The following is a 26,269-nucleotide window of genomic DNA, read 5'->3' as shown; positions in this document are numbered from 1 at the left end:
TGGTCGGGTTTTTTCCAGTAGCAGCACGTTCCATCTGCGACTGAGTGGTAGTTTGCGCACCATGTTTTTCAAGGCGCTTTTAGTAGGGTTATTAACATCTTCAGTTGATGTCCCTCCGTTACTACCTGGACACCCGTTCAGCCCCAGCGGATCCACCCATCCGGTAGGGTTAGGCACATACTGGTAGTTATTCAACCCCCCAGCAAGCTTGATCGGATCCGGCGTCAAAAACCGTCCAGTCCCCGGATTGTAGTAGCGATGCCGGTTGTAGTGTAGGCCCGTCTCGGAATCGAAATACTGACCCTGGAAGCGCAGCGGGTTGTCAATCTCACTGACGTCCAGCGCAGCGAGGTTACCGTAGGCGCGGTACTTCGCTGACCACATGATCTCGCCACTGTAGTCGGTGAGTTCCTGCGGTGTGCCCAAATGGTCGAGTTGGTAGTAAAACGGCGTGGCCTTACGTGGGCCTTCGCCATCGAGCATCGCCAGTGGACGGAAGCTACCGGGTTCGTAGATGTAGCTGCGGTAGCGGTTTTCCGCGCTTTCGGCGATCAGTCGTTCACCTTGCCACAGAAACTCGGTGATCTGGCCGTCGACGGTCTTCTCGATGCGTCGACCGAAGGCGTCGTATTTGTAGGACGCGGTGCTGCCACCTGGCAGGCTTACGCCGATCAGGCGGTGCTGGCAGTCGTAGCGGTATTCGGTAACGAGTTTCTGGCCGGTACCACGGCGTTCGCGGATCAGGTTGCCGTAGGCATCGTAGTCGTAGTGGCGGTCGCCTTGCATCAGCAGACGGTTGCCTTTGACGTTGGCGAGGTTGGCCGTGCCTTCGTTGTTCTGACCGAGCAGGTTACCCGCCGGGTCGTGGGCAAAGCTTTCCGGCGTAGCGCCGCGCACGCTGATCAGCCGATCAAGGGGGTCGTAGTGATAGCTGAGAAAAAAGGGGACGGATTTATTTCTGAAAAGGGGGCTAAGAAAGGCTGTCTTCAAAAAAAATTTTGAATCAAAAAAAGGGGGCAAGCCGGAAAATAAATCTGTCCCTTTTTTGCAAGCGAAATAAATCTGTAAACTTTTTTTGCCTGTTTTTGTCCTTTGATTTGTCTATAAAAATGCTATCCATCAGTTACGGTTCTTGTTGTGTGTGCTGCAACTATTTATACATTCAGGTTTTCGTGAGGATACCTCTGGTTGAAACTTTGAGCAAAAGCTCCTGAATAATCTCTTCCATATGGCCCCGGTCCGTTACTTTTCTATAATTTGTATACTCGATAGCCTGCGTCAAAGTCGCTTATCATATGAGAATTGCTAAAGTTAGTATCGAATACTCCCTGGATTTCAGGTTGGGAGCGATTTGCTTGTGAGTTCAATATTTCTACTGATTTCTGAAGTTCTTCGTATGTGGGTATATAGGTGTGGTTTGAAGCGCTGAAGTCGAGGGTTACTTTTTTTGGTGAAATTATTGCGAGGTTAATTAATAATTCAGGAGTTGAAAACGATCTTCCGCCGATGTCGTATATTTTATCTTTGTTCTCTAGTTTTGGGCCGTAAGACTCGTGCGTCAAGTAGCCACTTTCCTCGTTCAATAGGCGTATTAATTTTTCGTGACCTTTTATTTTTTCAAATGTGATAATAGCTTTCTTGATGACCAGGAATCCGTCCTCGTCCATCTTTTCTAGAAAATTTGGATTCTGGTTTTCTATTGAAGAAATTACCGGTTTGTCTATTAAGTTAAGTACAAAATTAAATAATTCGAGTCGAAATTTATTTTGAATGTTTTCGTTCGGGGGAATATTTATATGTGAAATAACTCCGCCGGCATTATCGAAATCGATAGCGCCAAAGGATTCTGTAATGTCAACTGAGAAATTCATTTTGCTCTCTCGATTACAAACTGATCAAGTTGTTTTGATTCGATTTGGTTGCCGTCAATTGTTTTAAAGCCTTTTGGGTCGACTTTGGTTTGTGAAACTGTTCTTAGCCCTAATTCATCTATTCTTTTTAGTGATTTCTTTATGTATTTGTTTGCGAATGCGCTGCCTGTAATAGTGATTTTTCCATTTTCGGATAATACCCTTAATATTTCTGGGTTTAAAGGGTCGTAGCCGTAAGGGTTATCCATGTTGATATGACTTTGTGATCCTGATTTTATACCCGACAAATCCGTTGCATTCCCAGCGTGTACTCCCGGAGCTTTAGGATCAATATCGATATTGTAATAACCCTCTATCGGATTTGTACCGGCATCAATGTTTAAAGAACCATCAGCTTCTGCGGGTTTGTCTAAATATCTGCCGCTCCCCGGACACTGATTAAGCCCAAGAGGATCCACTCAGCCTGTGGGGTTTGATACATACAGGTAATTATTCAACCCGCCCGCAAGCTTGATCGGATCCGGCGTCAAAAACCGTCCCGTCCCAGGATTGTAGTAGCGGTGCCGGTTGTAATGTAACCCCGTCTCGGCATCGAAGTACTGACCTTGGAAGCGCAGCGGGTTATCTACCTCGCTGACATCCAGCGCTGCGAGGTTACCGTAGGCGCGTTACTTCGCCGACCATATGATCTCGCCGCCGTAATCAGTGAGCTCCTGCGGTGTGCCGAGGTGGTCGAGTTGGTAGTAAAACGGCGTGGCCTTGCGTGTGCCCTCGCCGTCGAGCATTGCCAGTGGGCGGAAGCTGCCCGGCTCGTAAATGTAGCTTCGATAGCGATTGTCTGAACTTTCGGCAATCAGGCGTTCGCCTTGCCACAGAAACTCGGTAGTGTGGCCGTCGACGGTTTTCTCGATACGGCGACCAAAGGCGTCGTATTTGTAGATGACCGTACTCCCTGCCTTGCGGTTTGACGCAGATGAGTCGATGCTCACAGTTGTAATATTTAGTGGCTAGACCATGAAAATCATATGTCGACTTTTTTGCACTTAAACTGCGCCGTCATTGTTGTAAGCTTTGATGTTAGCTATAAAAATACCGCTGGCTATGCATGTGAAATTGCAGAGAGCATTAACTGTGGCTTTTATCTCGTGCTCATTATTGTTTTTTTTGATTTCTAACTTTAGCTTGCCATAGAGGTTGAAGTTTCTGATCTCTACAGTTTTTACATCGTTGATAATTAGATCAAAGGAATACTCGTTATATTCGTTCTTTATCCATTTATCCGGATAGCTGTCACCTTTAAGGTGGCTAAATAATTTTAAGGTTATTGCGTTGTCTCTAAAAATGGCGTGAGAGATATGTAGGTCCGCTGGTTCATAGTTATTCCCAAAAATGGCTAGCCATTGTTTTTTGTCTGAAATGTAGTCTATCCACATTTTATTTGTCACTCGAAAACATAGTGGTTGGAAACACTTTTAAGATGGAAAGTTCTAGTGCGGTCAGCGTTGCCACTACTAGGATCATACTCTCTCACATTGAAATGCGGTTTGTGCGAAGCATGGTCGCTTGGGAAATCTTCATGTCCATATGAATGCTCTTGAATGACTACGCGCTCATTGTCAATGTTTTTATAGTGGTATTCTCTAGTGTAGACAATGTTGCCATCTGCATCGAGAACGTTTTGTTTTCCTATGCCATGCTCACCCGTTTTCGTAAGGGCAACTTGGTTGACTTCCATTGGTTCGGCTGATTTAGGTATTCTCGCATCACGTTTTGCGTCTTGAAATGCAGCTCTGCGAGAACCATAAAATTTATCATTTCTCGTAAATTTTTTCTGTCCCGGACACCCATTCAACCCCAATGGATCCACCCACCCCGTAGGGTTAGGCACGTACTGGTAGTTATTCAATCCGCCAGCAAGCTTGATCGGATCCGGTGTCAAAAACCTTCCAGTCCCAGGATTGTAGTAGCGGTGCCGGTTGTAATGTAACCCCGTCTCGGGATCGAAATACTGTCCTTGGAAACGCAGCGGGTTATCGATCTCGCTGACGTCCAGCGCCGCGAGGTTACCGTAGGCGCGGTACTTGGCCGACCACATGATCTCGCCACTGTAGTCGGTGAGTTCCTGCGGTGTGCCGAGGTGGTCGAGTTGGTAGTAAAACGGCGTGGCTTTGCGCGGGCCTTCGCCATCGAGCATCGCCAGTGGGCGGAAGCTGCCGGGCTCATAGATGTAGCTGCGGTAGCGGTTTTCGGCGCTTTCAGCGATCAGACGTTCGCCTTGCCACAGGAATTCCGTGGTGTGGCCGTCGATGGTTTTTTCGACGCGGCGACCAAAGGCGTCGTATTTGTAGGACGCGGTGCTACCGCCCGGCAGGCTGACGCCAATGAGACGGTGCTGGCAGTCGTATCTGTATTCAGTGACGAGTTTCTGGCCGGTGCCACGACGTTCGCGGATCAGATTGCCATAGGCGTCATAGTCGTAATGACGGTCGCCTTGCATCAGCAGACGGTTGCCTTTGACGTTAGCGAGGTTGGCCGTGCCTTCGTTGTTCTGACCCAGCAGGTTGCCCGCCGGGTCGTGGGCGAAGCTCTCCGGTGTAGCGCCGCGCACGCTGATGAGTCGGTCGAGCGGGTCGTAATGGTAGCTGCGATTGCCCTTGCGGCTGTCGTCGATGTCGGCGAGGTTGCCGTTGGCGTCGTAGTTGTAGCGACGCTGGAACAGGTTTTTATCACGCTGGCCGACGGTGTGTGCTTGCAGTCGGCCTTGTTCGTCGTACTGGTATTGACTGAGCAACAGGCCTTGCTGGCGCTGTTGTTCACGACCGGCGCTGAACTGATGGCTGGTCAGGCGTGAGCCGTTGAGGTCGATGCTGCTCAGGCGCCCGCCGGGCAGGTGGCGGTAATCGAGCGTACTGCCATCTGGCAGGCGGCAGTGGCTCAATTGGCCGACGCTGTCGTATTCGTAACGAGTGGTGCCCCAGCCTTGGTGTTCAGTGATCAGGCGATCCTGCAGCATCGTATTCGTAGGCGAGCGGCCAGTGGCCGTCGTCGACGTTTACCAGGCGACCGAGGGCGTCGTAGCTGTAGTGAACTTCTTCGCCATCGGCGAGGGTTTTCACGAGCAGACGGCCAGCGGCATCGCGTTGGTATTCGGTAACGAGCTCGCTGCCGTCATCGCCGAACTCGGTTTTCTTCAGCAACTGACCGTTGAGATCGTACTCGTAGGCAGTACGACGGCCATCGAAGCCAGTTTCCTGTTGGATCAGGCCGTTCGAGTAGTAATCGAGCTGATAGCGCTCACCGCGTTCGTTTTCGATTTCGGTGAGATTGAGTTGCGAGTTGTCGTAGCGGTAGCGCAGTTGGCTGCCGTCCGGATTGATGCGGCGGCTGACCAGGTGCAGGTTCTCGGCGTATTCGTAGCGGGTGATACGGCCGAGTTCGTCGCGTTCGGCGGTGACCCGGCCATACGGGTTATAGGTGAAAGCGCGAGTGGCACCGCCGGGCAGGGTTACTTGGGTCAGGCGATCAGCGGCGTCCCATTGATATTGAGTAATCGCGCCAAATTCGTCCTGACGAGTGATTTGCCGGCCAAGTGCATCGTAGCGGTACTTGCGTTGACCACCGTCCGGCAGGCGTTCTTCCAGCAACTGGCCGAGGTTGTTCCAGCCCAGTTGATGGCGGCTGCCATCGGGGTGACGAATTTCCAGCAATCTGCCCTGACGGTCATAGCTGTAGTGGGTCTCGTTGCCGTCCGGGTCGGTTTGTTGGGTGATATCACCCTGACGGTTGCGCTCATATTTCCAGCGTGCCTTGCCGCGCTGTACATCAATGAGTTGACCGTTGAAGTAGTTGTAACGGGTCGGTATACCTTCCGGCGGGATAACGGCGATTAAGCGCCCAGCTTCGCTGTACTGATATTCAGTGATCGCGCCCATCGGATCTTTTACGGCGACCAGCCTTCCCTCATCGTCGTAGGCATTTTGCTTTTCGCCGCCATCGGGCGCGGTCTCGCTGACCAGGCGCGCATTTTCGTCATGCACATAGACCAGCTTACTGCCATCGGCGTTATAGACGGTCACCGAGCCTTTGTCGTCCCACTCGTACCGCGCTTCCATTTGCGCGTAATTGGCCCAGTGACGTACACAGCGAGAGTGTTTGCCTTCCCGTTCCCATTCCCAGAAGAAACTGGCGCCGCCGGCCATTTGCCGCTCAAGAATGACGTGCTGATCGTTGTACCGGTAGTGCTCGGTTTCACCGGCTGCATTTGTGGAAGAAACAAGTTGATTGCGTGCGTTGTACCGGTAGGTGACAAGCGTCTGAATGGTCACCCATGGATCCTGGCGCTCACCACGTTCGGTGTATTCCGGGCGCTGTTGCTGCTGATCGACGGCCACAATGTGTCGGTCGTCGTAACGCAGTAAAAGGGCACGGCCTGCGCCGTTATCGATACGCTGGATGCGGTCAACGAAGTCGTAACTGATGTGCAATCGATTTTCGTAAGCGTCGCTGATGGTAGTCAGGCGGCCAGCTCGGAAATGGTAGAAGCGAGTTTTGGGGCCGGCCTGTGTAAGGACCAATTCTCCGGGAGCATCGCCAAGGAAGATCGCTGCCTGGGCAAGGCTGTTGGTGATGGCCGGACGTTGCTCGGTTGGCATTGGGAAACGGGTCTGGCGGTTCTCATTGTCGGTCCAGAGCACGCCTTCATCGTCTACCTGCAGGCGATGGGACAGCGAATGGCTCCAGCCATGGCCGAGGCGGCTGTCGATTTCCACCGCACTGCTGCGATAAAGGCGAGTCCACTCGAACGGCAGCAGACCACCCAGTTCACCATCAGTCAGCGTGAGCAATTCTTCACCGGTCACCATCGACACGGGTTCGCCGTTGGAGCAGGTTTTGTCGACACATTGTGCGGGTTCGTCAGCCGGGTTTTTCGACTGTTTTGGCGCGTTGTCGACGGGTTCTACCTGTTCGACACGCGAAGCCGGCTCATCTTTTTTACGGGCCTGAACCTGCGCATCAGATTCCACCTTCCCACCGCTCACCGGTGGCTTGTTCTTCGGCGCTGTGGCGGTTTCGGCAGGTTTAGGCGACGCAATCTGAACATCTGCCTTGCGTGCCGGATTGAACTTCGAATCACCATTGAGCAATAACGGCTTCGACGCCTCGGTATGCGGCGTTGCTTTGGACTTGCTGACCTTCATCAGCATGCCGGTGAAGTCTTCAATGAGTTTTATGACCTTACCGCTGCTTTGCACCCCCTTGATTGCTTTCGTACCGATACGCACGGCCAGGCCCAGACCACCTGTCAGAACCACACCGACCAGAATATTCAGCAAGAATTCTGTGCTCATTTGCGCCAGCACTTCTGTGCAGGTCTGTGGCGGGAGCATCTTTATCCACGCCACGATGGCAGCGACGTAGATCCACATCAGTGGTTCATCGCTGGCGATCAGCAGGGCAGTGTGGATAGCCTCTGACGAGGCGTCATAAATCTTCTTGATCTGTTCTTCTGTGAAGAATTTTTTCAGTTTTTCGTAGTTTTCGCGGGGGTGTGCAACGAGGTCATAAAGGCTCTTGATATCGCCCCACAAACCCATGATCGCCTTCATGAAGCCTTCCCACGCGGCTTCCAGTTCCTGCAGGGCACGACCGCCCAGTGATGCATCAGTGTGTGCCTGCCAAAGCGGCAAGAAACTTGTGCTCCACTCGGTTTGCAGCCATCCGCCCAATTCACCAATCACGCCTTGATAGGAGTTGAAGAGGCTATCGATCTGAGCAGGCGTGGGATTTGGGAAGAACGTAATCTTGTATTGCTGATTGGGGGTGAGCCCGGAAACTTCCAGAATCCCCGTCGAGTCGATGGTTTTGTTGATCGTCGGGCCCACTTCGTTCTTGCCAATGAAGCGGCCGTCCACCACCGGCGTCAGGCGTACCGGCGTATTACCGATCGGGACAAAACGCGCGGATTCGAAGCTATGCACGAGTACTAGCTTGCCGTTCGCCGGGCAGTTGGCATAAAGGGTATTTTCCTTTTTGCTGTCCTTGTCCGCCGTCCCGACTTCGTCGCCGACCTTGAACTGCTGCTCGGCATCCAGAATGCCGCCATACCAGGCTTCGGCATGCTTGCGGTAATCTTTCAGACACTTCTTGAAGTCGGCGATGATTGCCTGAGCATCAGGTTGTTTTGCCGTGAGGCCACCAACGATCCCACCCATCAAAACGCTCATACAACCACCTCATTTTCCAGATGGGCTTTCAGCAGCCCGGCAAAATTTTCTTCCGTGAGCGGCGTGCGTTTTACAAAGCGCGCCACTTTTTGTTTCAGGTTCGACTCGGGGAACGAGAAATACAGGTCAGCATGTTCATCCAACAGCCACTGCATCATGTTGCCAATAATCGTTGATGGATTTTCGGCCATCAGACTATCCAGCAAATCCTTCGGCACTTCCCACCACGGCCAATCCCGCACCTTCGGCAACACTCGCGTCCCAACCTCCAGCGTTTGCCCATTAATCAGATACCGTTCAAACACCGGCAGCACTTCTCCGGCCTTGTCTCCCAGTCCCTTCAGAATCGGGTAGATATGCCTGCCATCCCAGAAGCGGAAAAACACCTCAGTCCCGTCAGGCATCTTCACCTGTGTCAGGCTGCGCAGGTGCTCGAACACGTCGTTCGGTTCGGCGCGTGAGACGGCCAGCCAGCCCCAGTCGAGGGCGTCGGTTTCGGCGATCCACGGCAGGAATGCCGAGTTCGGTTTGAGCTCGGTGACGTAGGGCATCACTGGTTGCCAGGTGGAGTAGGGCGTGTCGCCCCAGATTGGCAGGAGCTGGGCGGTGGGTTCGGTCAGGTACAGGGTTTTCAGCGCGTCGGCATCGCTTGCTGCGCTGATGATCAGATACAGGCGTTCACCGCTCTGCAGCGGCTGTTGTGCCAGCCAGTCCTTGGGTGTCAGTCGATCAGATGGCACAGGCACCTGCCTTGCATTTTTCGCATTCTTCGCAGAACGGCGCGTTACGTTTGAGGGTGTTGATCTGGGCCGGGGTCAGGACCTGACCGGCCTTGTCGGCGTCGGCCTGTTTCAGCACGCCGGGCATCAGCGGGGCGGCGTCGGTGCCGCTGCCGGGGCTGCCGCCGGAGTTGATGTTGATCGTCGGGCCGCTCATGGTCACGCCGCCGGCGTCGATCTTGATGAAGCTGCCGCCGCCGACCAGGGTCAGTTCGGCGCCGGCTTCGAGCACGACTTTCATGCCGCTGCTGAGGTGGATTTCCTGGCCAGCGTCGATGAACTGACCGGTGCCGATCTTGATGTGCTGATTCACGCCCACGGTCAGGTGATCGTTGGCGCGGGCCTCGACTTTGCGGTCTTCGTAGACGGTGTGGTGTTCCTCGGCCTTGAATTCTGTGTAGCTGTTTTGCTCGACGGTGTCGTGGCGTTCGTTGCCGACGCGGATCTTCTGGTCGTGCTCGATGTTTTCGTCCCAGTCGCGCTGGGCGTGGAGGAAGATCTGCTCCTGACCTTTCTTGTCTTCGATGCGCAGTTCGTTGTAGCCACCGCCCCCCATCGAGCTCAGAGTCTTGAAGGTGCTGCGGGTCTTGTTCGCCGGCAGCGCGTAGGGGACGGTGTTTTCCTTGTGGTACAGGCAGCCGCTGATCAGCGGTTGATCGGGGTCGCCTTCAAGGAAGGTGACCAGCACTTCCATGCCGATGCGCGGGATGGCGATGCCGCCGTACTGGGCGCCGGCCCAGGCGCTGGAGACGCGCAGCCAGCAACTGGTCTTGTCGTCGGCCTGGCCTTCGCGGTCCCAGTGGAATTGCACTTTGACCCGACCGTACTGGTCGCAGTGGATCTCTTCACCTTTGGGGCCGGTGACCACGGCGCTCTGGCTGCCGAGGATGCGCGGTTTCGGGTGGCGCAGCGGTGGACGGTTCGGCACGTCCCACGGGGTCGCCTGGAAGCGGTTGCGATAGCCCTGATGGAAATCGTCTTTCAGCGCGGTGGTGTCGCTGGTCACCGACTCTTCCAGCACTTGCGGCTGTTTGCCTTCGTGGAGGACTTCGGTGAGCAGCCACAGGTCGTTCCACTTGGCCTTCGGGTGTTCGGTCAGGGCAAGGAAATGACCGCTGACCAGCAGCGGCTGGTCGCTCTTGCCTTCGGCGAGCTGGAAGTCGCTGCGGTGGCGTTCGAGGGCGCGTTTGGCCAGGTGCTTGCCGCGCTCGCGGTCGATGAAGCGGCCCGGGTAATCGTAGTCTTCGAGATCGGGCAGGGCGTCGCCGCGGTTTTCGCTTTCCAGGGTCAGGCGCGGTTTTTCGAAGTCGTAATCGCGGCGCGTGGTGCGGCTGGTACGGGTTTCCAGGCGCAGGTCGAAACGCTTGATCACCGGGTTACTGGCGACCATGCCGGAGTCTTGCTGGTAGGCCACAGGCTTGAGTTTCGGGAACACCGTCTGGTCATCGCCGAACACCAGCTTGTGCGCCGTGGCGCTGTGCTGGAAGTGGTAGTGAATACCTTCTTCCTCGCACAGACGCTGGATGAAATGCAGGTCCGATTCATCGTATTGCACGCAGTATATGCGCTCGGGATAGATCGAACCGGTCTTGAATTCGTAGGCGTTGCTTTGAATGCCGTGCTCTTCGAGAACCATGCCGATGATTTTCGGCACCGTGAGGTTCTGGAAGATCCGTTGGTTGACGCGGTGCGCCAGGTACGACAATTGCGGGCGCAGGGTCACCGAATAACGGGTCAGGCGTTTGCCCGAGTCACCTTGCGCGGCGCGGTAGATCTGGCCATGGATGCCGCTGCCATCGGGCGACAGCTGCAGGAAGGCCGGTTTGTGCAGCAGGGTTTCGAGGTCCAGCGACGGCTGCTCACTGACCAGCTCCACCTCAAAGACAAAAGGCTGGCTGATGGCTTCCCGGCCGGTCAGGGTAAACACCTGAAAATCGGCGGAGAGCCCTTCGATGGTCAGGGCAAAGTGGGTTTCATTGGCCGGCGCGAACATCCCTTGTTCCTCGTGCTGTACAGCGGCGTTCGTCGACAACCGCAAGGCGGTTCAACGCACGCGAAATTCTGGAGGGGCGTAAACAACATCGACCAGCAGGGCTGGTCGATGCTTGTAACGATCAGCCGTAATTAAACGACTGGAGCACGCCAGTCATCGGAACCCGAAGTACCGGATACTTCGTGGGTCCAGGTGATTTTGCGGTAGGTGAACTGCACTTCTTCCAGGTGGGTGAAGTGCGAGTTGCCTGGATCCTGGCAGTTGTGCATTTTGTTGTTGATGGCGACGATGATCGCGTCTTCCAGTTTGGTGGTGTAGTAGTGCTCTTGAGTACCTTGAGCCGAAGTACGGTACCACTGGATAACGATTTCGCTCATGCGCTCGCCGGAGGTCAGAGCAGCTTGCAGCAGAGGCGAAGCCTTGTCGTAGACCTTGGTGATGATCACTGGCTTGTGCACGCGCTGACCGGTTGGCTGACCGGACTGTGGGTCACGCGGGATGATCACGTCGTGGCTGAAAGCCTGAACCATAACCTGGTCTTCGTGGCCTTCCTGGTAGGTGTTGCCAACGGAGTCGGCGGTGAAGGCGCCGGCAGTGATCAGGCCTTGTTTTTCGCCGGTAACCGACATGTACGCTGGTGTTGCCATGGGGTGCTCTCCTTGCGGATAAATTTAGGGTGCCCGGGAGGCGAAATCGCCCGGTGGGTGCCTGACTGTTATCAAGGAGCGTGCCAGGTTTGTCGAAGGTCCCGGCAGCCGGGGGTGGAGTGGCTCTGGCGTGCGGTTTGGCCGATGTTTTTTGCTGAATCGAGAGGGAAAGTGCGCAACTTCTTGCGCAGTACTGCGCAAGAAGTTGCGCACTTGGCTGTAAGCCACGCCAGTCAAGGCCTGCAGCGCGATGAATCGCCTTTTTCACCGAACAAGTGCGCAAGAAGTTGCGCAGTAAGGCCAAGGGCCAGCGTCGAGCGTTTCGCCTTGTTGTCGCGACTGCGCTAGAGGCAACATTTGATTCTGTGTCGAGGGAGCTTGCTCCCGCTGGAGTGCGCAGCGCTCCCAAAACGAGGACCGCTTTGCAGCCCAGCGGGAGCAAGCTCCCTCGCCACAGTCAGAACAGTTTCAGGCCCAAAACCTGGGCACACTCCTCAATCGAACGCCGCTGCGTCTCGGCATACAACCCCAACTCATCAATGGTCGCACGCCCCAGCGCCTGTTCGAACGCCTGGCGGTTGGAGTGTTCGCCATAGTGCGTCTGCGCCGCGTCCCCAAGGTTTGACTGAAAAATCCCCGCCGCACTCACCGGCAGGAAATCTTCGTACACCAACGGTTCAGCTTTCACATGGCCCTCGCGGAGCAAATCCTCCAGCGATGCCGACATGAGGCTACCCGCTGCCAAGCCTTTTTCGGTAGGGAAGTAGCGAAAATACGCCAGCTCCTGTTCGCGCATGCCGTCGACGCTGTCAGGAAATTCGCCAAAGTGCTGAGTCATCAGCTCGTTATAGCGTGCGGCGTTGCCTTCGTTGGGGAAGTCACCGAGTTCATCGCGGGCGGCATTCAGCAAACGGTCATACAGCGCTCGCCCCTTGGGAGTCAGCGCCGCACCGCGTTGTTCGATCTCGCCGAAGCGCGCGCTGTGGCTGCCGTGGGTGTCACTCTGGTCGGTGAAGGCAATCGGCTCGTCGAGTGCCTTGAAACTGGTTTGGCGCAGGAGGATCGGGCAGTGCCGACGCGGTGGCCCTTCGATTACCGCTTTCGGGGTGATGCCATGCACCGGCATTTGCGCCTGAACCTTGTCGATGTCCAGCGTGCGCGGGGTCAGGTGGTTGATGTGCGGGCCTTTGAACGCCACCACATCGGCGATCAGACGGTGCTGAGCGCTGAGGGTCTGGTACTGCGCGGCGGTGACGGTTGCGCTGTGATGCCAGCGAAAGGTCTCCAGGGCCTGCAGGACAAATTCCTCCGCTTCAGGCTCATTCAGACCACCCGCTGACTCAGCCTGCTCGATCAGGTGCAAGACAGTAGGGGTAAAGATCGAACGCTGATTCAGTACCGATTCGGCAAACGCGCGCAGCTCGGGATCCTCGATCAGTTCCAAACGCAGCAACGAAGTGAACACCCGAAACGGACTGACCTGCAGCGCCGCTTCATGCACCGCGCGAAACGCCGTGGAGTGCACCGGCACACCCGCCGGGGTCAAGTCGTAATAACCCACCGGTTGCATGCCCATCACCGCGAACAGCCGGGCGAGGGTCGCCAGCTCTGTAGCCGTGCCGACGCGGATGGCGCCGTGGCGCTCCATGTCCAGCCGTTGGATTTCACCGGTGCTGTCGAGCTGCCGTGCGATGTCCGGCTGAGCCGCCAGCACTTCGCGATTGGACTGTTCCACCAGTTCCATCAGCGCTCCGTACAACGGCACTTCTTCGCGGTACATGTCGGACATCGCTTTGGAGAAGCGTTGGCGGATCAGGTCGGGGCTGACGAAAGGCTGCACGGTCATGAAAAAAATTCCTGCCACGGTCACGTAAAGGATGGAGGAAAAGATCGCAGCCTTCGCCGACGGCGGCAAACGAAGAATCCTACGAACTTCATTCTGCCAACGACTGATCCACCAGTTCGATCCAGTGCAAAACCTGGGTGCGCCCGGCGCCGGCCAGATGATTCTGGCAACCGATGTTGGAGGTGACGATCAGGTCCGGGCGATCGCTCTCCAAGGCATTGAGGCGGTTGTCGCGCAGTTGCCGGGCAAGGGTCGGTTGGGTCAGCGAATAGGTGCCGGCCGAACCACAGCACAAATGCCCGTCCGGCACCGCCGTGAGGTTGAAGCCCAGCCGGGTCAACAGTGTCTCCACCGCGCCGCCGAGTTTCAGCGCATGTTGCAAGGTGCAGGGGCAATGCACGGCGATCCGGCGTTGGCTGGCGGCGCACAGTTTCTCCAGGGGCTCCCGGGCCAGGATCTGTACCAGATCCAGCGTCCGTTCGCTGATCTGCCGCGCCTTGTCGGCGTAGCGCGGATCCTGTGCCAGCAAATGCCCGTAATCCTTGATGAACGCGCCGCAACCGCTGGCCGTCTGCACGATGGCTTCGGCGCCGTTTTCCAGGTGCGGCCACCACGCGTCGATGTTCTGCCGCGCGCGGTCGAGGCCCTTGGCCTGGGCGTCGAGGTGATAGTCCAGCGCGCCGCAGCAACCGGCCTCGGCCACCGGCGTCACGCTGATCCCCAACCGATCGAGCACCCGCGCCGTCGCATCATTGGTGTTCGGCGACAGGCCCGGTTGCACACAGCCTTCGAGCAACAACACCCGCCGCGCATGTCGCGGAGCAGGGCGTGAACCGGATGCTGACGAGCGCTGCGGCAATTTGCTTTCGAACATTCGTGGCAGCAGGGGCCTGAAGGTTGTACCAACGCGCAGCAAACCCTTGAACATCCCGGGATTCGGCGCCAGTGCACGCAAGCCCTCGCGTAACAAGCGCTGGGCAGCGGGGCGCGGCACCGCCTGATCGACCACCGCCCGCCCGATATCCAGCAGGTTGTGATAGTCGACACCGGAAGGGCAGGTGGTTTCGCAGTTGCGGCAGGACAGGCAGCGATCCAGATGCAACTGCGTCTGCTCGGTGGCCGGCGCGCCTTCGAGCACTTGTTTGATCAGATAGATGCGTCCGCGCGGCCCGTCGAGTTCATCGCCGAGCAACTGATAGGTCGGACAGGTGGCGTTGCAAAACCCGCAATGCACGCAGGTACGGAGGATTTTTTCCGCCTCGGCCGCGCGCGGCAGTTGTCGGGACTCTTCGCTGAGGGTGGTTTGCATGGCTAGAACTCCGCGTACATCCGGCCGGGGTTGAACAGCCCTTGCGGGTCGAGTTGCGCCTTGAGTTGCCGGTGATAACGCATGAGCGCCGGGGCTAGCGGCTGGAACGGTGTGTCGCTGGCGCCATGGGTAAAGCAGGTGGCGTGGCCGCCGAGTTCCTGGGCGAGGATCTGAATGTGCTCGTGATCGGATTTCAGCCAGCGTTGCGCGCCGGCCCAGTCGAGCAACTGCTGGCCGGGCAAGTCCTGCGGCCCGAGATTGTTCGGCAGCGACAGGCGCCACAGCGGCAGTCCTTCGTCGAAAAAGCTCAGGCGTTGCTCGTTCAAGTCGCGCCAGAACGTCGAATCCAGTGGTTCGCCGCCGAGCCGTTGATGCGCGGCGGTGACCGAGCCTTCGCCGCCCTCAAGGCGCAGATACAGGCTTTGCCCATCATGGCAGGCGCCGCTGATCGGCAACGGTTGCTGGCCCCATTCGGCCAATCTGGCCAGCGCCCGCGCGCAGTCGATATCGAGACGGATGCTCAGGCATTGACGCGGTTTTGGCAGGACTTTCAGCGAGACTTCGGTGAGCACCCCGAGACAACCAAAACTGCCGGTCAACAGGCGCGAGAGGTCGTAGCCGGCAACGTTTTTCATCACCTCGCCACCGAAGCGCAGGTGTTGGCCGAGCCCGGTGATGACCCGAGTGCCGAGGACAAAATCGCGCACCGAACCTGACCATGGCCGCCGTGGCCCGGACAGTCCGCTGGCGATCATCCCGCCCACCGTGGCGCTGTCGCCGAAGGCCGGCGGCTCGCAGGGCAACATCTGCCCGGCCGCGTCGAGCGCCGCGAGCAGCTCGCGCAACGGCGTACCGGCGCGCACGCTGACTACCAGCTCGGTCGGTTCATAGCGCACGATGCCGCGATGTGCGCGGACGTCGAGCACTTCACCGGCCACTTCGCGGCCGAGAAACGCCTTGCTGTTGCCGCCCTGAATCTTCAGCGGCGTGGCGTTGGCCCGGGCCTGGTTGACCTGATCGAGCAGCGCGCTGCTGGCGTCGAAATCAGCCATCAGAAACGCTCCAGTTCGGGGAATGGCAGTTGTCCGGCATGAATGTGCATCGCGCCGAATTCGGCGCAGCGGTGCAGGGTGGGGATGTTCTTGCCGGGGTTGAGCAGGCCTTGCGGGTCGAACGCGGCTTTGACCGCGTGGAACAGGCTCAGCTCAGCGCTGTTGAACTGCGCGCACATCTGATTGATTTTCTCGCGGCCGACCCCGTGTTCACCGGTGATGCTGCCGCCAACCTGCACGCACAATTCCAGAATCTTCCCGCCTAACGCTTCGGCGCGATGCAGTTCGCCGGGCTGGTTGGCGTCGAACAGAATCAGCGGGTGCATGTTGCCGTCGCCGGCATGAAACACGTTGGCCACGCGCAAGCCGTATTCGGCGCCGAGGCGGGCGATGCCGTGCAACACGCCGGGCAATTCGCGGCGCGGGATGGTGCCGTCCATGCAGTAGTAGTCCGGCGACAAGCGGCCAATCGCCGGAAAGGCGTTTTTGCGCCCGGCCCAGAAGCGCACGCGCTCGGCTTCATCGCGGGCCTGCCGCACTTCGCTGGCGCCGGCCTGGAGCATGACCTCGCGCACCCGCAGGCAATCGTCGTGGACATCGGCTTCGACGCCATCGAGTTCGCACAACAGAATCGCCTCGGCATCAACCGGGTAACCGGCGTGAATGAAGTCTTCAGCGGCGCGGATCGCCAGGTTGTCCATCATTTCCAGGCCGCCGGGAATGATCCCTGCGGCGATGATGTCGGCCACGGCACGGCCAGCCTTTTCCACCGAGTCGAAACTGGCCAGCAAGACCTTGGCGAGCTGCGGTTTGGGCAGCAATTTGACCGTGACTTCGGTGATGATCCCGAGCAATCCTTCGGAGCCGGTAAACAGCGCCAGCAAATCGAAACCCGGCGCATCGAGGGCGTCGCTGCCCAGCGTCAGACGTTCACCCTCGATGGTCAGCACTTCGATTTTCAGCAGGTTGTGCACGGTCAGGCCGTACTTGAGGCAATGCACGCCACCGGCGTTTTCCGCGACGTTGCCGCCGATCGAGCAGGCAATCTGCGACGACGGGTCCGGCGCGTAATACAGGCCGAACGGCGCGGCCGCCTGGGAAATCGCCAGATTGCGCACCCCGGGCTGAACCCGCGCGGTACGGGCCGCCGGGTCGATGTGCAGGATGTTGTTGAAGCGCGCCATCACCAGCAACAGACCTTTTTCCAGCGGCAGCGCACCCCCCGACAATCCGGTGCCGGCACCCCGGGCCACCACCGGCACGTTGTGTTGATGGCAGAGCTTGAGCAGGGTCTGCACCTGATCGAGTCGCCGGGGCAGGGCGACCAGCATCGGCGTGGTGCGATAGGCCGAGAGGCCGTCGCATTCGTAAGGCTTGAGTTCGTCTTCACGCCAGAGCAGGTCGAGATCCGGGAGGGCGCGCTGCAGGGTTTTCAGCAACTCGGCCTTGTTCACCTCCGGTAGCGGGCCGTCGAGGCGTTCGTCGTAGAGAATGTTCATTTCGACCCCATCGGCGGACGTGATTACCTGTGGTGAGGGGATTTATCCCCGATGGCTGCGCAGCAGCCCCAACCCAGAGAATGCGGTGTGTCTGATTCAGCTTAGTGCTGGAACTGGGGCTGCTGCGCAACCCATCGGGGCGGTGCGACGTTTCGCTGAATCCCCTCACCACAATAAATTCCCTCATCACAAGGATAGTGTTGGGACTCATCGCTGATTGCCCAGAAACTCCCGATACAACCGTGCGGTATTCCCCGGTTGTTCGACCATCGGCATGTGTCCGACGCCATCCCACACTTCGACCCGCAGATTGGCGATGCCCTTGCTCCACACCGGCACGCTGCTGACGTCGATCAAGCGGTCCTTGCGGCCCCACAGCAGCAGCGCCGGGCATTTGATCTCGGCCAGTTTCGGCTCCATCGGCGGGCTGGCGCGGAAGTCGCGGAAGATCTCTTCCAGTTCATCACGCTGACGTTCGTATCGCTGGGCGATGGCGTCCAGCACCAGCCCGGGCACCCACGGCGGCGAGGCCATGGTCATCGCATAAAACTGGCGGAACTCTTCCCGGGAGTTGATCAGGAACGGGTTATGCCCACGGGCCAGATGACGCTCCATGTCGCTGGCCTGCGGTGCAGTGACGCCGGCCGGGTCGATCAGCGCCACCGAGGCGATCCGCTCCGGGTAAGTTGCTGCCAGCCATGCCGCGATGTAGCCACCCATGGAGTTGCCGATCACGTGGACTTTCTCCACGCCGCAGACGTCCAGCAGCTGGATCATGCGCTTGGCCTGCAGCGCAATGTCGTAGCCGCCACCGGCCTTGAACCCGGTTTCCCCATGACCGGCGATGTCCGGAATGATCACCCGGTACTGGCGGACAAAATGCCTGGCGAAGCGCAGCCACAGATTCTTCTCGGCGCTGTAGCCGTGCAGCATCAGGATCGCGCTGGCTGCTTCATAGGGACCACCCTGCCAGGTCGAGACGGTCATTTCGGCAATCGGCACCTCGATTTTGTGCAACTTGTACAACTTGGCCTCGAGCGCCGTGCTCAGGTCGTACAGCCAATGCCCGACCGCCGGGTAACTCAACCAGCTCCAGGCCACGAAAACCGCGAGAGCGACAAACAGCACAAGCATCGACGTCTTCCTTTTACGTTGTTCAGGACAGAATGTGGTCAGCCGGTTTCAGCGCCCGGGTCAACCGGTAGTAGCTGAAACTGAAGCCCGGAAATATCGCGATCACATGACCGCTCTTGCTCTGATACCAACTGTGACAGCCGCCGGACTTCCACACCGTGCGTTCCATCTCACGGTGTATCATTGCAGTGTAGGTACGTTCCGCTGCGGGGCGCACTTCGATGCTGCGCAGGCCTTTTGACTGCAGGGTGTGGATGCAGTCGAGGATGTAATTCATCTGCGCTTCGATGATGAACAGCGCCGAGGTATGCCCGATGCCGGTGTTGGGCCCGGTGACGATAAACAGGTTGGGAAAGTCCGGCAGGCTGGTGCCCAGGTAGGCGCGCGGGTACTGCGCCCAGACATCCTTGAGTTGCACGCTGTGCCTGCCGGTCACCGGATAGGAGACCACGCCGTCGGTGGCGTCGTAGCCTGTCGACCAGATAATCAGATCGACGTCGATGTGCTGGCCGTCCGTGGTGGTGATCCCGGTTTCATCGATTTCGGCGATGCCTTGCTCACGGCTGTGCAACGTGACGTTGGGCCGGGTCAGCGCCGGGTAATAGGTGCTGGACAGCAGAATGCGCTTGCAGCCGATGGTGAAGTCCGGGGTGAGTTTTGCGCGCAATACCGGGTCCGGCACCTGTTGCTTGAGAAAACGCAGCGCCTGGCGCTGGACCAGGTGAATCGCCGGTTTCGAATATTTGAAGGCGATCACCCGCGTCTCGAATTGCCAGTAGAGCAGCCAGCGCAGCAGCTTGTACGCCGGTTTGACACCCAGCAGCCAGCGCTGGAAAGGCCCGAACGTGCGATCGGCGCGCGGCAGCACCCAATGTGGCGTGCGCTGGAACACGTGCAATTGCTCGACTTCGGCAGCAATCGCCGGAATCACCTGGGCGGCACTGGCGCCGCTGCCGACGATGGCCACGCGTTTACCGCGGTAGTCGTAGCTGTGATCCCAATTGTTGGTATGAAAAGTCCTGCCCTCAAAGCGATCTTGGCCGGGGAAGGGTGGGATCACCGGTTGGCTCAACGGCCCGGAGGCGTTGATCACGAACTGCGCGTAGAAAATCCCTTTGCTGGTGTGCACCGCCCAGCGCTGTTCGGCGTCGTCCCATTCGATGCGTTCGACGTTGGTTTGCAGCGCCACGCGCTCGCGCAGGCCGAAGCGCTCGATGACGTGTTCGGTATAGCGATGCAATTCGGCCTGGGCGGCGAACATCTGTGTCCAGCGGTACGGCGCGAAGGACAGCGAGTACAGCGGCGACGGCACATCCACCGCCGCGCCGGGGTAGGTGTTCTGGCACCAGGTGCCGCCGAAAAAGTCCCTTCTTTCCAGCAAGCGAAAATCGTCGATTCCGGCCTTGAGCAAGTTGACCGCCGCGCATTGGCCGCCAAATCCGCTGCCGATGATCAACACTCGGTAGGTCTGCATGGGCCTCCTTCTTATAGTCGTTTTTCCGTTTTCGTCCTTTCAGGTATAGCTAAAAATTTGCCCTGTGCGCGACGGCGATGGCGCGGTATTCAGCGGCTGGCCGGTGATAGCTATTTAACGGCTGCCTGTTAGACTTCCAGCACATCCGTCTGACGGTGTTCGCAGGTTCCGTTGAGTGGTCGAGGCCCTTATGCGAAACAAGGGGGGAAAGGGACTTTCATTGGCCAGGAGGCTTTATACATCGCGAACCCTCGGGCTGGTGCTGGGGCTGTTGTGCGTGAGCGCGGCGATGTACCCGCTAGACCCGCCGCTGTGGGTCTGGGCGTTGATGCTGTTCAATGGCCTGCTCTGGCCGCACCTGGCGTTTCAATGGGCCCGTCGTGCCAGCGTTCCTTACCATGCGGAACACCGCAATCTGTTGGTTGATGCCTTTATGGGCGGCTTCTGGGTCGCCGCCATGCAGTTCAATCCGCTGCCCAGTGCCACCACCATTTCGATGATGGCGATGAATAACGTCGCCATCGGCGGATTACGTTTTCTCGCCGCAGGCCTGGCGGCGCAGATCCTCGGTATCGGCGTCGGCCTGGTGGTTTTCGCCCCGGCGTTCATCCCGCAAACCTCGCCTCTGCAGCTTTATGCTTGCCTGCCGTTGCTGATGCTGTACCCGCTGGCGCTGGGCTGGATCTGCTTTCGCCAGGCCTACACGCTGGGTCTGCACAAGCGTGAGCTACTGGCCCTGAGTCGCACCGACAGCCTCACCGGACTGCTCAATCACGGCGCGTGGAAGGATCAACTGGAAATCGCCTTTCAACGTTGCCGCCGGCAGCAGCAGGGCGCAGCGATCGCGTTGATCGACATCGATCACTTCAAGGCGATCAACGACACCTACGGGCATGTGGCGGGTGACATCGTGCTGCGCCAGTTGAGCAAAATGCTCAAGCAGAACCTGCGCGCTGCGGACGTCGCCGGGCGCTATGGCGGCGACGAGTTTTGCGTGATCCTGCCTGACCTGCCGCTGTTCAATGCCGCGCAGGCCATGGAAGCCTTGCGCGAGCGTTTCGCCACCCTGGGTTACGAGCAGAACCCGGCGCTCAAGGTCAGTCTGAGCATTGGTCTGGCGGCTTACGAACCGGCACACGGCGACGCGACCCGCTGGCTCAATGATGCGGATCAGGCGTTGTACGAGGCCAAGGCGAGCGGGCGCAATCGGGTGATCTGCAACAGTGATGATCTGCCGAAGCAGGAACTGCTCGATTCGGTCTGATCTATCACCGCCGTCCCCTGTGGGAGCGGGCTTGCTCGCGAAGGCGTTCTGTCAGCGGCATTGATGTCGGCTGACACTCCGCTGTCGCGAGCAGGCGAAGGCCTACAAGTGTTCGGTGTCGGCCGCAGAGATGTCGCATCCGGTATAGAGCCTTGCGTCGATGTCAGGTACGGTTTGAGTCCCCCCGACGCGAAACAAGGATCGATTCATGACGTTCGCATTCCCCCGCTCGCTGCTGGCCGCCAGCCTCGGCCTGTCCCTCGTCCTCAGCTCCGCCAGCGCCTTCGCCGAACCGCACAAGCAAGTGCTGGCGGATGCCGAGCAGTATCAGCCCGAAGCCCTGAAACTGCTGGAACGGCTGGTCAACATCGACTCCGGTTCCGGTTATGAACCGGGCCTGAAACAAGTCAGCGAGATCGCCATCGATGAGCTGAAGAAGCTCGGCGCCACCATCGAACTGGTGCCCAATACCCCGGAAAAATCCAATCATGTGCTGGCCACCTTCAAAGGCACCGGCAAGGCAAAAATCCTTTTGATGGCGCACATGGACACGGTGTTCAAGGAAGGCTCCGCGGCCGAGCGGCCGTTCCACATCAAGGACGGCCGCGCCTACGGGCCCGGGGTGATGGACGACAAGGGCGGCATCGTCGCCGGGATCTACGCGCTGAAGATTCTGAAGAACCTCGACTTCAAGGACTACGCGCAAATCACCTTCCTGCTCGACGCCAGCGAGGAAACCGGCTCCGACGTTGCCACCGACCTGATCAAGAAAACCGCCAAGGCGCATGACGTGACCCTCAACCTTGAACCTGGGCGTCCGGCCGATGGGTTGGTGGTATGGCGCAAAGGTAGTGCGACGGCGCTGGTCGAGGTCAAAGGCAAGGCGGCGCATGCCGGGGTCGCGCCGGAACTGGGGCGGAACGCGGCGATGGAAGCGGCGCACCAGATTCTGCAACTGGGCAAACTCGGCGACGAAGCGAAGAAAACCACGATCAACTTCACCGTGCTTCAGGCCGGTGATCGCACCAACGTGATCCCGGATCACGCCACCGCCAAGGCTGACGTGCGTGCGGCGGTGCCGGAAGAGTTCGACCGGATCGAGAAAGACCTGGCGCGAGTGTCGCAGGATAAGCTGATCGCTGAAACCGAAGTCACCACCAGCCTCAAACGCGGCCTGCCACCGATGCCGCAAACGGCGGAGTCGGATCGCTTGATGGCCATGGCCCAAGGGATTTACGGCGAGATCGGCCGCAAGCTGACCGAAGAGGGCAGTGGTGGCGCGGCGGATGCCAGCTTGTCCGCCGGGGTGGGTACGCCGACGCTGGACGGTTTCGGGATTGTCGGCGGCAATATCCACACGCCGGAGGAATACGCCGAAGTGGCGAGCGTGGCGCCGCGGATTTATCTGTTGTCGCGGATGATCATGGAGTTGGCCAAGCGCTGACTCCCTCGGATTGGCGGTGCTGCAACTGACGCCTTCGCGAGCAAGCTCGCTCCCACAATGGATCTGCGCCGAACACCACTGCTGTGTTCACTGAAGATCCACTGTGGGAGCGGGCTTGCTCGCGAAGGCGGCGGGTCAGGCTAAATGGGTGTTGAATGTGCCGACGTCATCGCGAGCAGGCTCACTCCTACATGGGATCTGTGTTCAACACCACTGCTGTGTTCACTGAAGATCCACTGTGGGAGCGGGCTTGCTCGCGAAGGCGGCGGGTCAGGCTAAATGGGTGTTGAATGTGCCGACGTCATCGCGAGCAGGCTCACTCCTGCATGGGATCTGTGTTCAACACCACTGCTGTGTTCACTGAAGATCCACTGTGGGAGCGGGCTTGCTCGCGAAGGCGGCGGGTCAGGCTAAATGGGTGTTGAATGTGCCGACGTCATCGCGAGCAGGCTCACTCCTGCATGGGATCTGTGTTCAACACCCATGCTGTGCTCACTGAAGATCCACTGTGGGAGCGAGCCTGCTCGCGAAGAGGCCAGTCCTGACCGCAGCTTATTCCTTGACGCTCATGTATTCCTTCGCCCACAGAATGTAATCCTCAGGCTGGGTATAGGTGTGCGTCAGCTCGGTGGCGCTCAGGTCCGAGGCCTGGGTGAAGATCTGGCGTTGTTCGCGCAGGCTGTCGTAGGTCGCCTTGATCGCGGCGAAGTAGGCGCCGTGGCCGTCGATGGTCACGCGCACCCCGAGTTCGGCCAGGCGCTTGTCGTCGCGCAGCGCCGGGTTGCCGTAGGTCACCAGCATCAGCGGGACCGTCAGGTGTTCGGCGATTTGCTCGAGCTGATCGAAGTCCTGCACCCCGACCATGCAGATGCCGTCGGCACCGGCGGCCTGATACTGCTTGGTGCGGCTGATGATTTCCTGATTCGGCAGAATGCCGGCATTGGTGCGGGCGATGATTGCCATTTCCGAATCGACCCGGGCTTCCAGCGCCGCGCGGATCTTGCCGACGCCTTCGGCGACCGAGATCAGGTCGGTGGACTTACGGCCGAATTGCGCCGGCAGCAGGGTGTCTTCGATGGTCAGGGCGGCGACGCCGGCGCGTTCCAGTTCGACGATGGTGCGCATCACGTTGAGGGCGTTGCCGTAACCGTGGTCGGCGTCGGCGATCACTGGCAATTGGGCGACGCGGCCGATGCGGGTGGCCTGTTCGGCGAATTCGCTGAGGGTGATCAGGGCAAAGTCGGGGGCGCCCAGCACCTGCAACGAGGCCACGGAGCCGCCGAGGATCCCCACCTCAAAACCCAGGTCTGCGGCAATGCGCGCGGACATCGGGTCGAACACCGAGGCGGTGTGGTAGCAGGTGTCGGAAGCCAGCAATTGACGGAAGTTACGGCGCAAATCTTGATGGGAAAGCCTGGTCATACGAGTTCCACCAATACAAAGGAATGGAACGGCTTGAGCAAAGGTGTCAACGCCGAAGAATGAAAAGGCTATCACGCGAATGGGTCAAGGTTCATGACGAATTTGCGAGTGAGGCGTTGATGAAGGATCCAGCGGCTGAAAGGTTTCATCGGCAGTCAGCGGATTTTCACTGGCTAAACCGCAGATCAGGCCGCTACCGCCTGTTGCTGTTGCCTGGGCAGCAGCACGGCGCGCACCGAATTGCCCGGTTGCAGTTGCAGGCGCTTGGCGGTGAGGCGATCGACCACCAGGGTATTGCCGACCAGACGACCGGGGGCCACGGTGATGCGGCAGTTCTCCAGGCGCCGGTTGTGGATCAGCCACAACGGTGCCTGATCGTCCGGCGTGCCGAGACTCAGGGTCAGCGCCAGGCTGTCGCGCACGGTACGAATGTTGCCGATCGGTGCTTCGATCACCGGGCCACCGTCGAAGATGTCGATGTAGCCCTTATGCACAAATCCTTCTTCGCGCAGGATCTTCAGCGCGGGCTCGGTATTGGGATGCGCCTGGCCGATGGCCGCCTGTGCCTGTTCGGTGAGCATGCAGGTGTACAACGGCTGGCGCGGCATCAGTTCGGCGATGAACGACTTGTTGCCCAGACCCGACAAGTGGTCAGCATGGCTGAAGTCCATCTGGAAGAAATGCCGGCCCAGACTGTCCCAGAACGGCGAGCAACCGAGTTCATCGGCACTGCCGCGCAGTTCGGCGATCATCTTCTCGCCAAACAGTTGCGGAAACTCGGCCACGAACAGCAGCCGCCCGAGCGACAGCAGCCGTCCATTGTTGCCATGGCGTTGCTCATGCTGAAGGAACAGCGAACACAGTTCCGACTGGCCGGTCAGCTCGTTATTGAGAAACAGTGTGGGGATCTGCCGCGAAATGCCCAGATCCGGTGCCGAACTCACGGTCAGGCCGACTCGGTAGTTGTACCACGGCTCGCGCAGGCCTACCGCGCCGGTCAGGGCGCTGACGCCGACCACCCGCAGGTCGTCATCTTCAAGCACGAACAGATAATCGGCGTCGGCCCGTTCCACTTGTCCGGAAAACGCGCGCTGGGCCCAACGCACCCGGTGGGCGAGGCGATCCTCATTGGCCGGGAGGGTGGTGAACCCCGGGCCAGCCTGTTGCACCAGGGTCATCAGTGCTGGCAGGTCGCTGACTTTGACCGGACGGACGATCATGCGGTAACTCCTTGTACGCGCCGGTTCGGGCACTGTCGTTGGGTGTGCAGCCGGTGGCGGTTCACAGGGCTATCACCCTGATCGTGCTGCCATCGGTGACCTTCAGTGCGGCACACAGATCCGGCGTCAGCGACAGCGGTTGCTCAGGCTGGTAATCCAGTTCGGCGACGATGGCCCGGAAGCCATGCAGCGCGTCGTTGCTCAGCAGGTAATGGCCGCGGGCGTCGATCTGCGCCTGCTCGCGCACGCTGGCTGTCTTGCTGTGGGCGATAGAACGGATGTTCGCGGTGCGCGCATACAGGGTCGGACCGGCGTCGAACAGGTCGATGTAGCTGTTGGTTTCAAAGCCTTCGCGTTCGAGGATGTCGAACGCTTCCTGGCCGTCCGGGTGAATCCGGCCGATGCATTCCTGCGCTGCCGGAGGCAGCATCGGTACGTAAATCGGGTATTGCGGCATCAGTTCGGCGAGAAACGTGCGGCTTTGCAGACCGCACAGGCGTTCGGCCTCGACGTAGGGCAGGTCGAAGAAGTGTTTGCCCAGTGCGTCCCAGAACGGCGAATGACCGTTCTCATCGCTATAGCCGACGATCTCGGTGATCACCGCATCGGCGAAACGTTGTGCGTGAGCGGCGATGAACAGCAGCCGTGCCCGCGACAGCAATTCGGAAAAGGCGCTGCGCACCAGCGCGTTGTCGATGTGAAACCCGCGCAATAGCGTGTGTCCGCTGAGGTCGTGACACAGTGACAACGCCGGCACCCCGTGCTCGATGTTCAGTTCCCGCGAAGCACTGGTGAAGTGGCGATTGCGCAAGCTGTAGAACGGTTCGTTGAAACCGGCCGTGGCGAGGATCTCCGAGCAACCGACCAGCCGTTGAGTGTCGAGGTCTTCCAGCACGAAGAAGTAGTTCTCCGGGCCTTGCGCCTGAGTGTCGTTGTCGAACGAGGCACAGGAGCCGGCGATTTTTTCGCGCAGGCGTTCGCTGTCGTCAGGCAGCGACGTGACGCCGACCAGGCTGTCGCGGGCCAGCTGCTGCAATTGCGGCAGGTCGGTTGTCTCGACTGGGCGTAAGACCAGCATGGATGCACTCCTG

At 58.8% G+C, this 26,269-nt stretch carries 17 protein-coding genes and 3 pseudogenes; 2 read left to right on the top strand and 18 right to left on the bottom strand.

Going from position 1 to position 26,269, the window contains the following annotated elements:
* Positions 1 to 108: 108 nt before the first annotated feature.
* The 15 genes and pseudogenes from ACOYXI_RS08790 to ACOYXI_RS08720 form a co-directional block, all read right to left on the bottom strand.
* Positions 109 to 933, bottom strand: a pseudogene (locus ACOYXI_RS08790) (RHS repeat domain-containing protein); the annotation flags it as partial.
* 317 nt (positions 934 to 1,250) lie between these two features.
* Positions 1,251 to 1,871 (bottom strand): hypothetical protein, encoded by a 621-nt coding sequence (locus tag ACOYXI_RS08785; RefSeq protein WP_461674740.1) that lies wholly within the window; start codon positions 1,869 to 1,871, stop codon positions 1,251 to 1,253.
* Complete coding sequence (locus tag ACOYXI_RS08780) at positions 1,868 to 2,329, bottom strand: hypothetical protein (RefSeq protein ID WP_210558961.1); 462 nt, start codon at positions 2,327 to 2,329, stop codon at positions 1,868 to 1,870. The genes ACOYXI_RS08785 and ACOYXI_RS08780 overlap by 4 nt, the downstream gene beginning before the upstream one ends.
* Positions 2,330 to 2,332: 3 nt before the next feature.
* Positions 2,333 to 2,882, bottom strand: a pseudogene (locus ACOYXI_RS08775) (RHS repeat-associated core domain-containing protein); the annotation flags it as partial.
* A gap of 32 nt (positions 2,883 to 2,914) precedes the next feature.
* Positions 2,915 to 3,304, bottom strand: a complete 390-nt coding sequence (locus ACOYXI_RS08770; protein WP_210558960.1) for an Imm50 family immunity protein — start codon at positions 3,302 to 3,304, stop codon at positions 2,915 to 2,917.
* Between the two features lie 8 nt (positions 3,305 to 3,312).
* Positions 3,313 to 8,095, bottom strand: a pseudogene (locus tag ACOYXI_RS08765) (RHS repeat-associated core domain-containing protein).
* Complete coding sequence (locus ACOYXI_RS08760; protein ID WP_461675561.1) at positions 8,092 to 8,835, bottom strand: DUF4123 domain-containing protein; 744 nt, start codon at positions 8,833 to 8,835, stop codon at positions 8,092 to 8,094. Before ACOYXI_RS08760 ends, ACOYXI_RS08765 begins: the two are co-directional and overlap by 4 nt.
* Positions 8,825 to 10,867, bottom strand: a complete 2,043-nt coding sequence (locus ACOYXI_RS08755; protein ID WP_461674739.1) for a type VI secretion system Vgr family protein — start codon at positions 10,865 to 10,867, stop codon at positions 8,825 to 8,827. The genes ACOYXI_RS08760 and ACOYXI_RS08755 overlap by 11 nt, the downstream gene beginning before the upstream one ends.
* A 131-nt stretch (positions 10,868 to 10,998) precedes the next feature.
* A complete protein-coding gene (locus ACOYXI_RS08750) occupies positions 10,999 to 11,514 on the bottom strand; it encodes an Hcp family type VI secretion system effector (RefSeq protein WP_003226246.1) in 516 nt (171 codons plus the stop codon).
* A 457-nt stretch (positions 11,515 to 11,971) separates the two neighbouring features.
* Positions 11,972 to 13,360: a 2-oxoadipate dioxygenase/decarboxylase HglS gene (gene hglS / locus ACOYXI_RS08745; RefSeq protein ID WP_461674738.1), complete on the bottom strand. Its 1,389-nt coding sequence runs from the start codon at positions 13,358 to 13,360 to the stop codon at positions 11,972 to 11,974.
* Positions 13,361 to 13,448: 88 nt separating this feature from the next.
* A complete protein-coding gene (glcF, locus tag ACOYXI_RS08740) occupies positions 13,449 to 14,669 on the bottom strand; it encodes a glycolate oxidase subunit GlcF (RefSeq protein ID WP_461674737.1) in 1,221 nt (406 codons plus the stop codon).
* 2 nt (positions 14,670 to 14,671) lie between these two features.
* Complete coding sequence (gene glcE, locus ACOYXI_RS08735; RefSeq protein ID WP_461674736.1) at positions 14,672 to 15,721, bottom strand: glycolate oxidase subunit GlcE; 1,050 nt, start codon at positions 15,719 to 15,721, stop codon at positions 14,672 to 14,674.
* The gene (glcD, locus tag ACOYXI_RS08730; RefSeq protein WP_461674735.1) at positions 15,721 to 17,220 is read right to left on the bottom strand and encodes a glycolate oxidase subunit GlcD; all 1,500 of its coding nucleotides are present in this window, start codon (positions 17,218 to 17,220) and stop codon (positions 15,721 to 15,723) included. The genes glcE and glcD overlap by 1 nt, the downstream gene beginning before the upstream one ends.
* Before the next feature lie 207 nt (positions 17,221 to 17,427).
* Positions 17,428 to 18,354, bottom strand: a complete 927-nt coding sequence (locus ACOYXI_RS08725) for an alpha/beta fold hydrolase (RefSeq protein WP_330206986.1) — start codon at positions 18,352 to 18,354, stop codon at positions 17,428 to 17,430.
* Between the two features lie 22 nt (positions 18,355 to 18,376).
* Positions 18,377 to 19,828 (bottom strand): flavin-containing monooxygenase, encoded by a 1,452-nt coding sequence (locus ACOYXI_RS08720; RefSeq protein WP_461674734.1) that lies wholly within the window; start codon positions 19,826 to 19,828, stop codon positions 18,377 to 18,379.
* A 190-nt stretch (positions 19,829 to 20,018) separates the two neighbouring features.
* Here ACOYXI_RS08720 and ACOYXI_RS08715 point away from each other — a divergent pair, with 190 nt between their 5' ends.
* Together ACOYXI_RS08715 and ACOYXI_RS08710 are read left to right on the top strand one after the other, a co-directional pair.
* Entirely contained in the window at positions 20,019 to 21,092 is a 1,074-nt protein-coding gene (locus tag ACOYXI_RS08715; RefSeq protein WP_096796510.1) for a diguanylate cyclase, read from the top strand.
* A gap of 208 nt (positions 21,093 to 21,300) precedes the next feature.
* A complete protein-coding gene (locus tag ACOYXI_RS08710) occupies positions 21,301 to 22,536 on the top strand; it encodes a M20/M25/M40 family metallo-hydrolase (protein WP_134786763.1) in 1,236 nt (411 codons plus the stop codon).
* Between the two features lie 552 nt (positions 22,537 to 23,088).
* Here ACOYXI_RS08710 and ACOYXI_RS08705 read toward each other — a convergent pair.
* The 3 genes from ACOYXI_RS08705 to ACOYXI_RS08695 all read right to left on the bottom strand — a co-directional run bounded on the left by ACOYXI_RS08705 (position 23,089) and on the right by ACOYXI_RS08695 (position 26,256).
* Positions 23,089 to 23,958, bottom strand: coding sequence for an isocitrate lyase/PEP mutase family protein (locus ACOYXI_RS08705; protein WP_007968750.1), 870 nt, complete (start codon positions 23,956 to 23,958; stop codon positions 23,089 to 23,091).
* Positions 23,959 to 24,143: 185 nt separating this feature from the next.
* Entirely contained in the window at positions 24,144 to 25,178 is a 1,035-nt protein-coding gene (astA, locus tag ACOYXI_RS08700) for an arginine N-succinyltransferase (protein ID WP_027611635.1), read from the bottom strand.
* 61 nt (positions 25,179 to 25,239) lie between these two features.
* Positions 25,240 to 26,256, bottom strand: a complete 1,017-nt coding sequence (locus ACOYXI_RS08695) for an arginine N-succinyltransferase (RefSeq protein ID WP_461674733.1) — start codon at positions 26,254 to 26,256, stop codon at positions 25,240 to 25,242.
* Positions 26,257 to 26,269 lie beyond the last annotated feature (13 nt).

The organism is Pseudomonas sp. G3-19 (assembly GCF_054855875.1).
The sequence above is the reverse complement of the archived record's forward strand: the minus strand, read 5'-3'. Positions and strand labels throughout refer to the sequence as shown.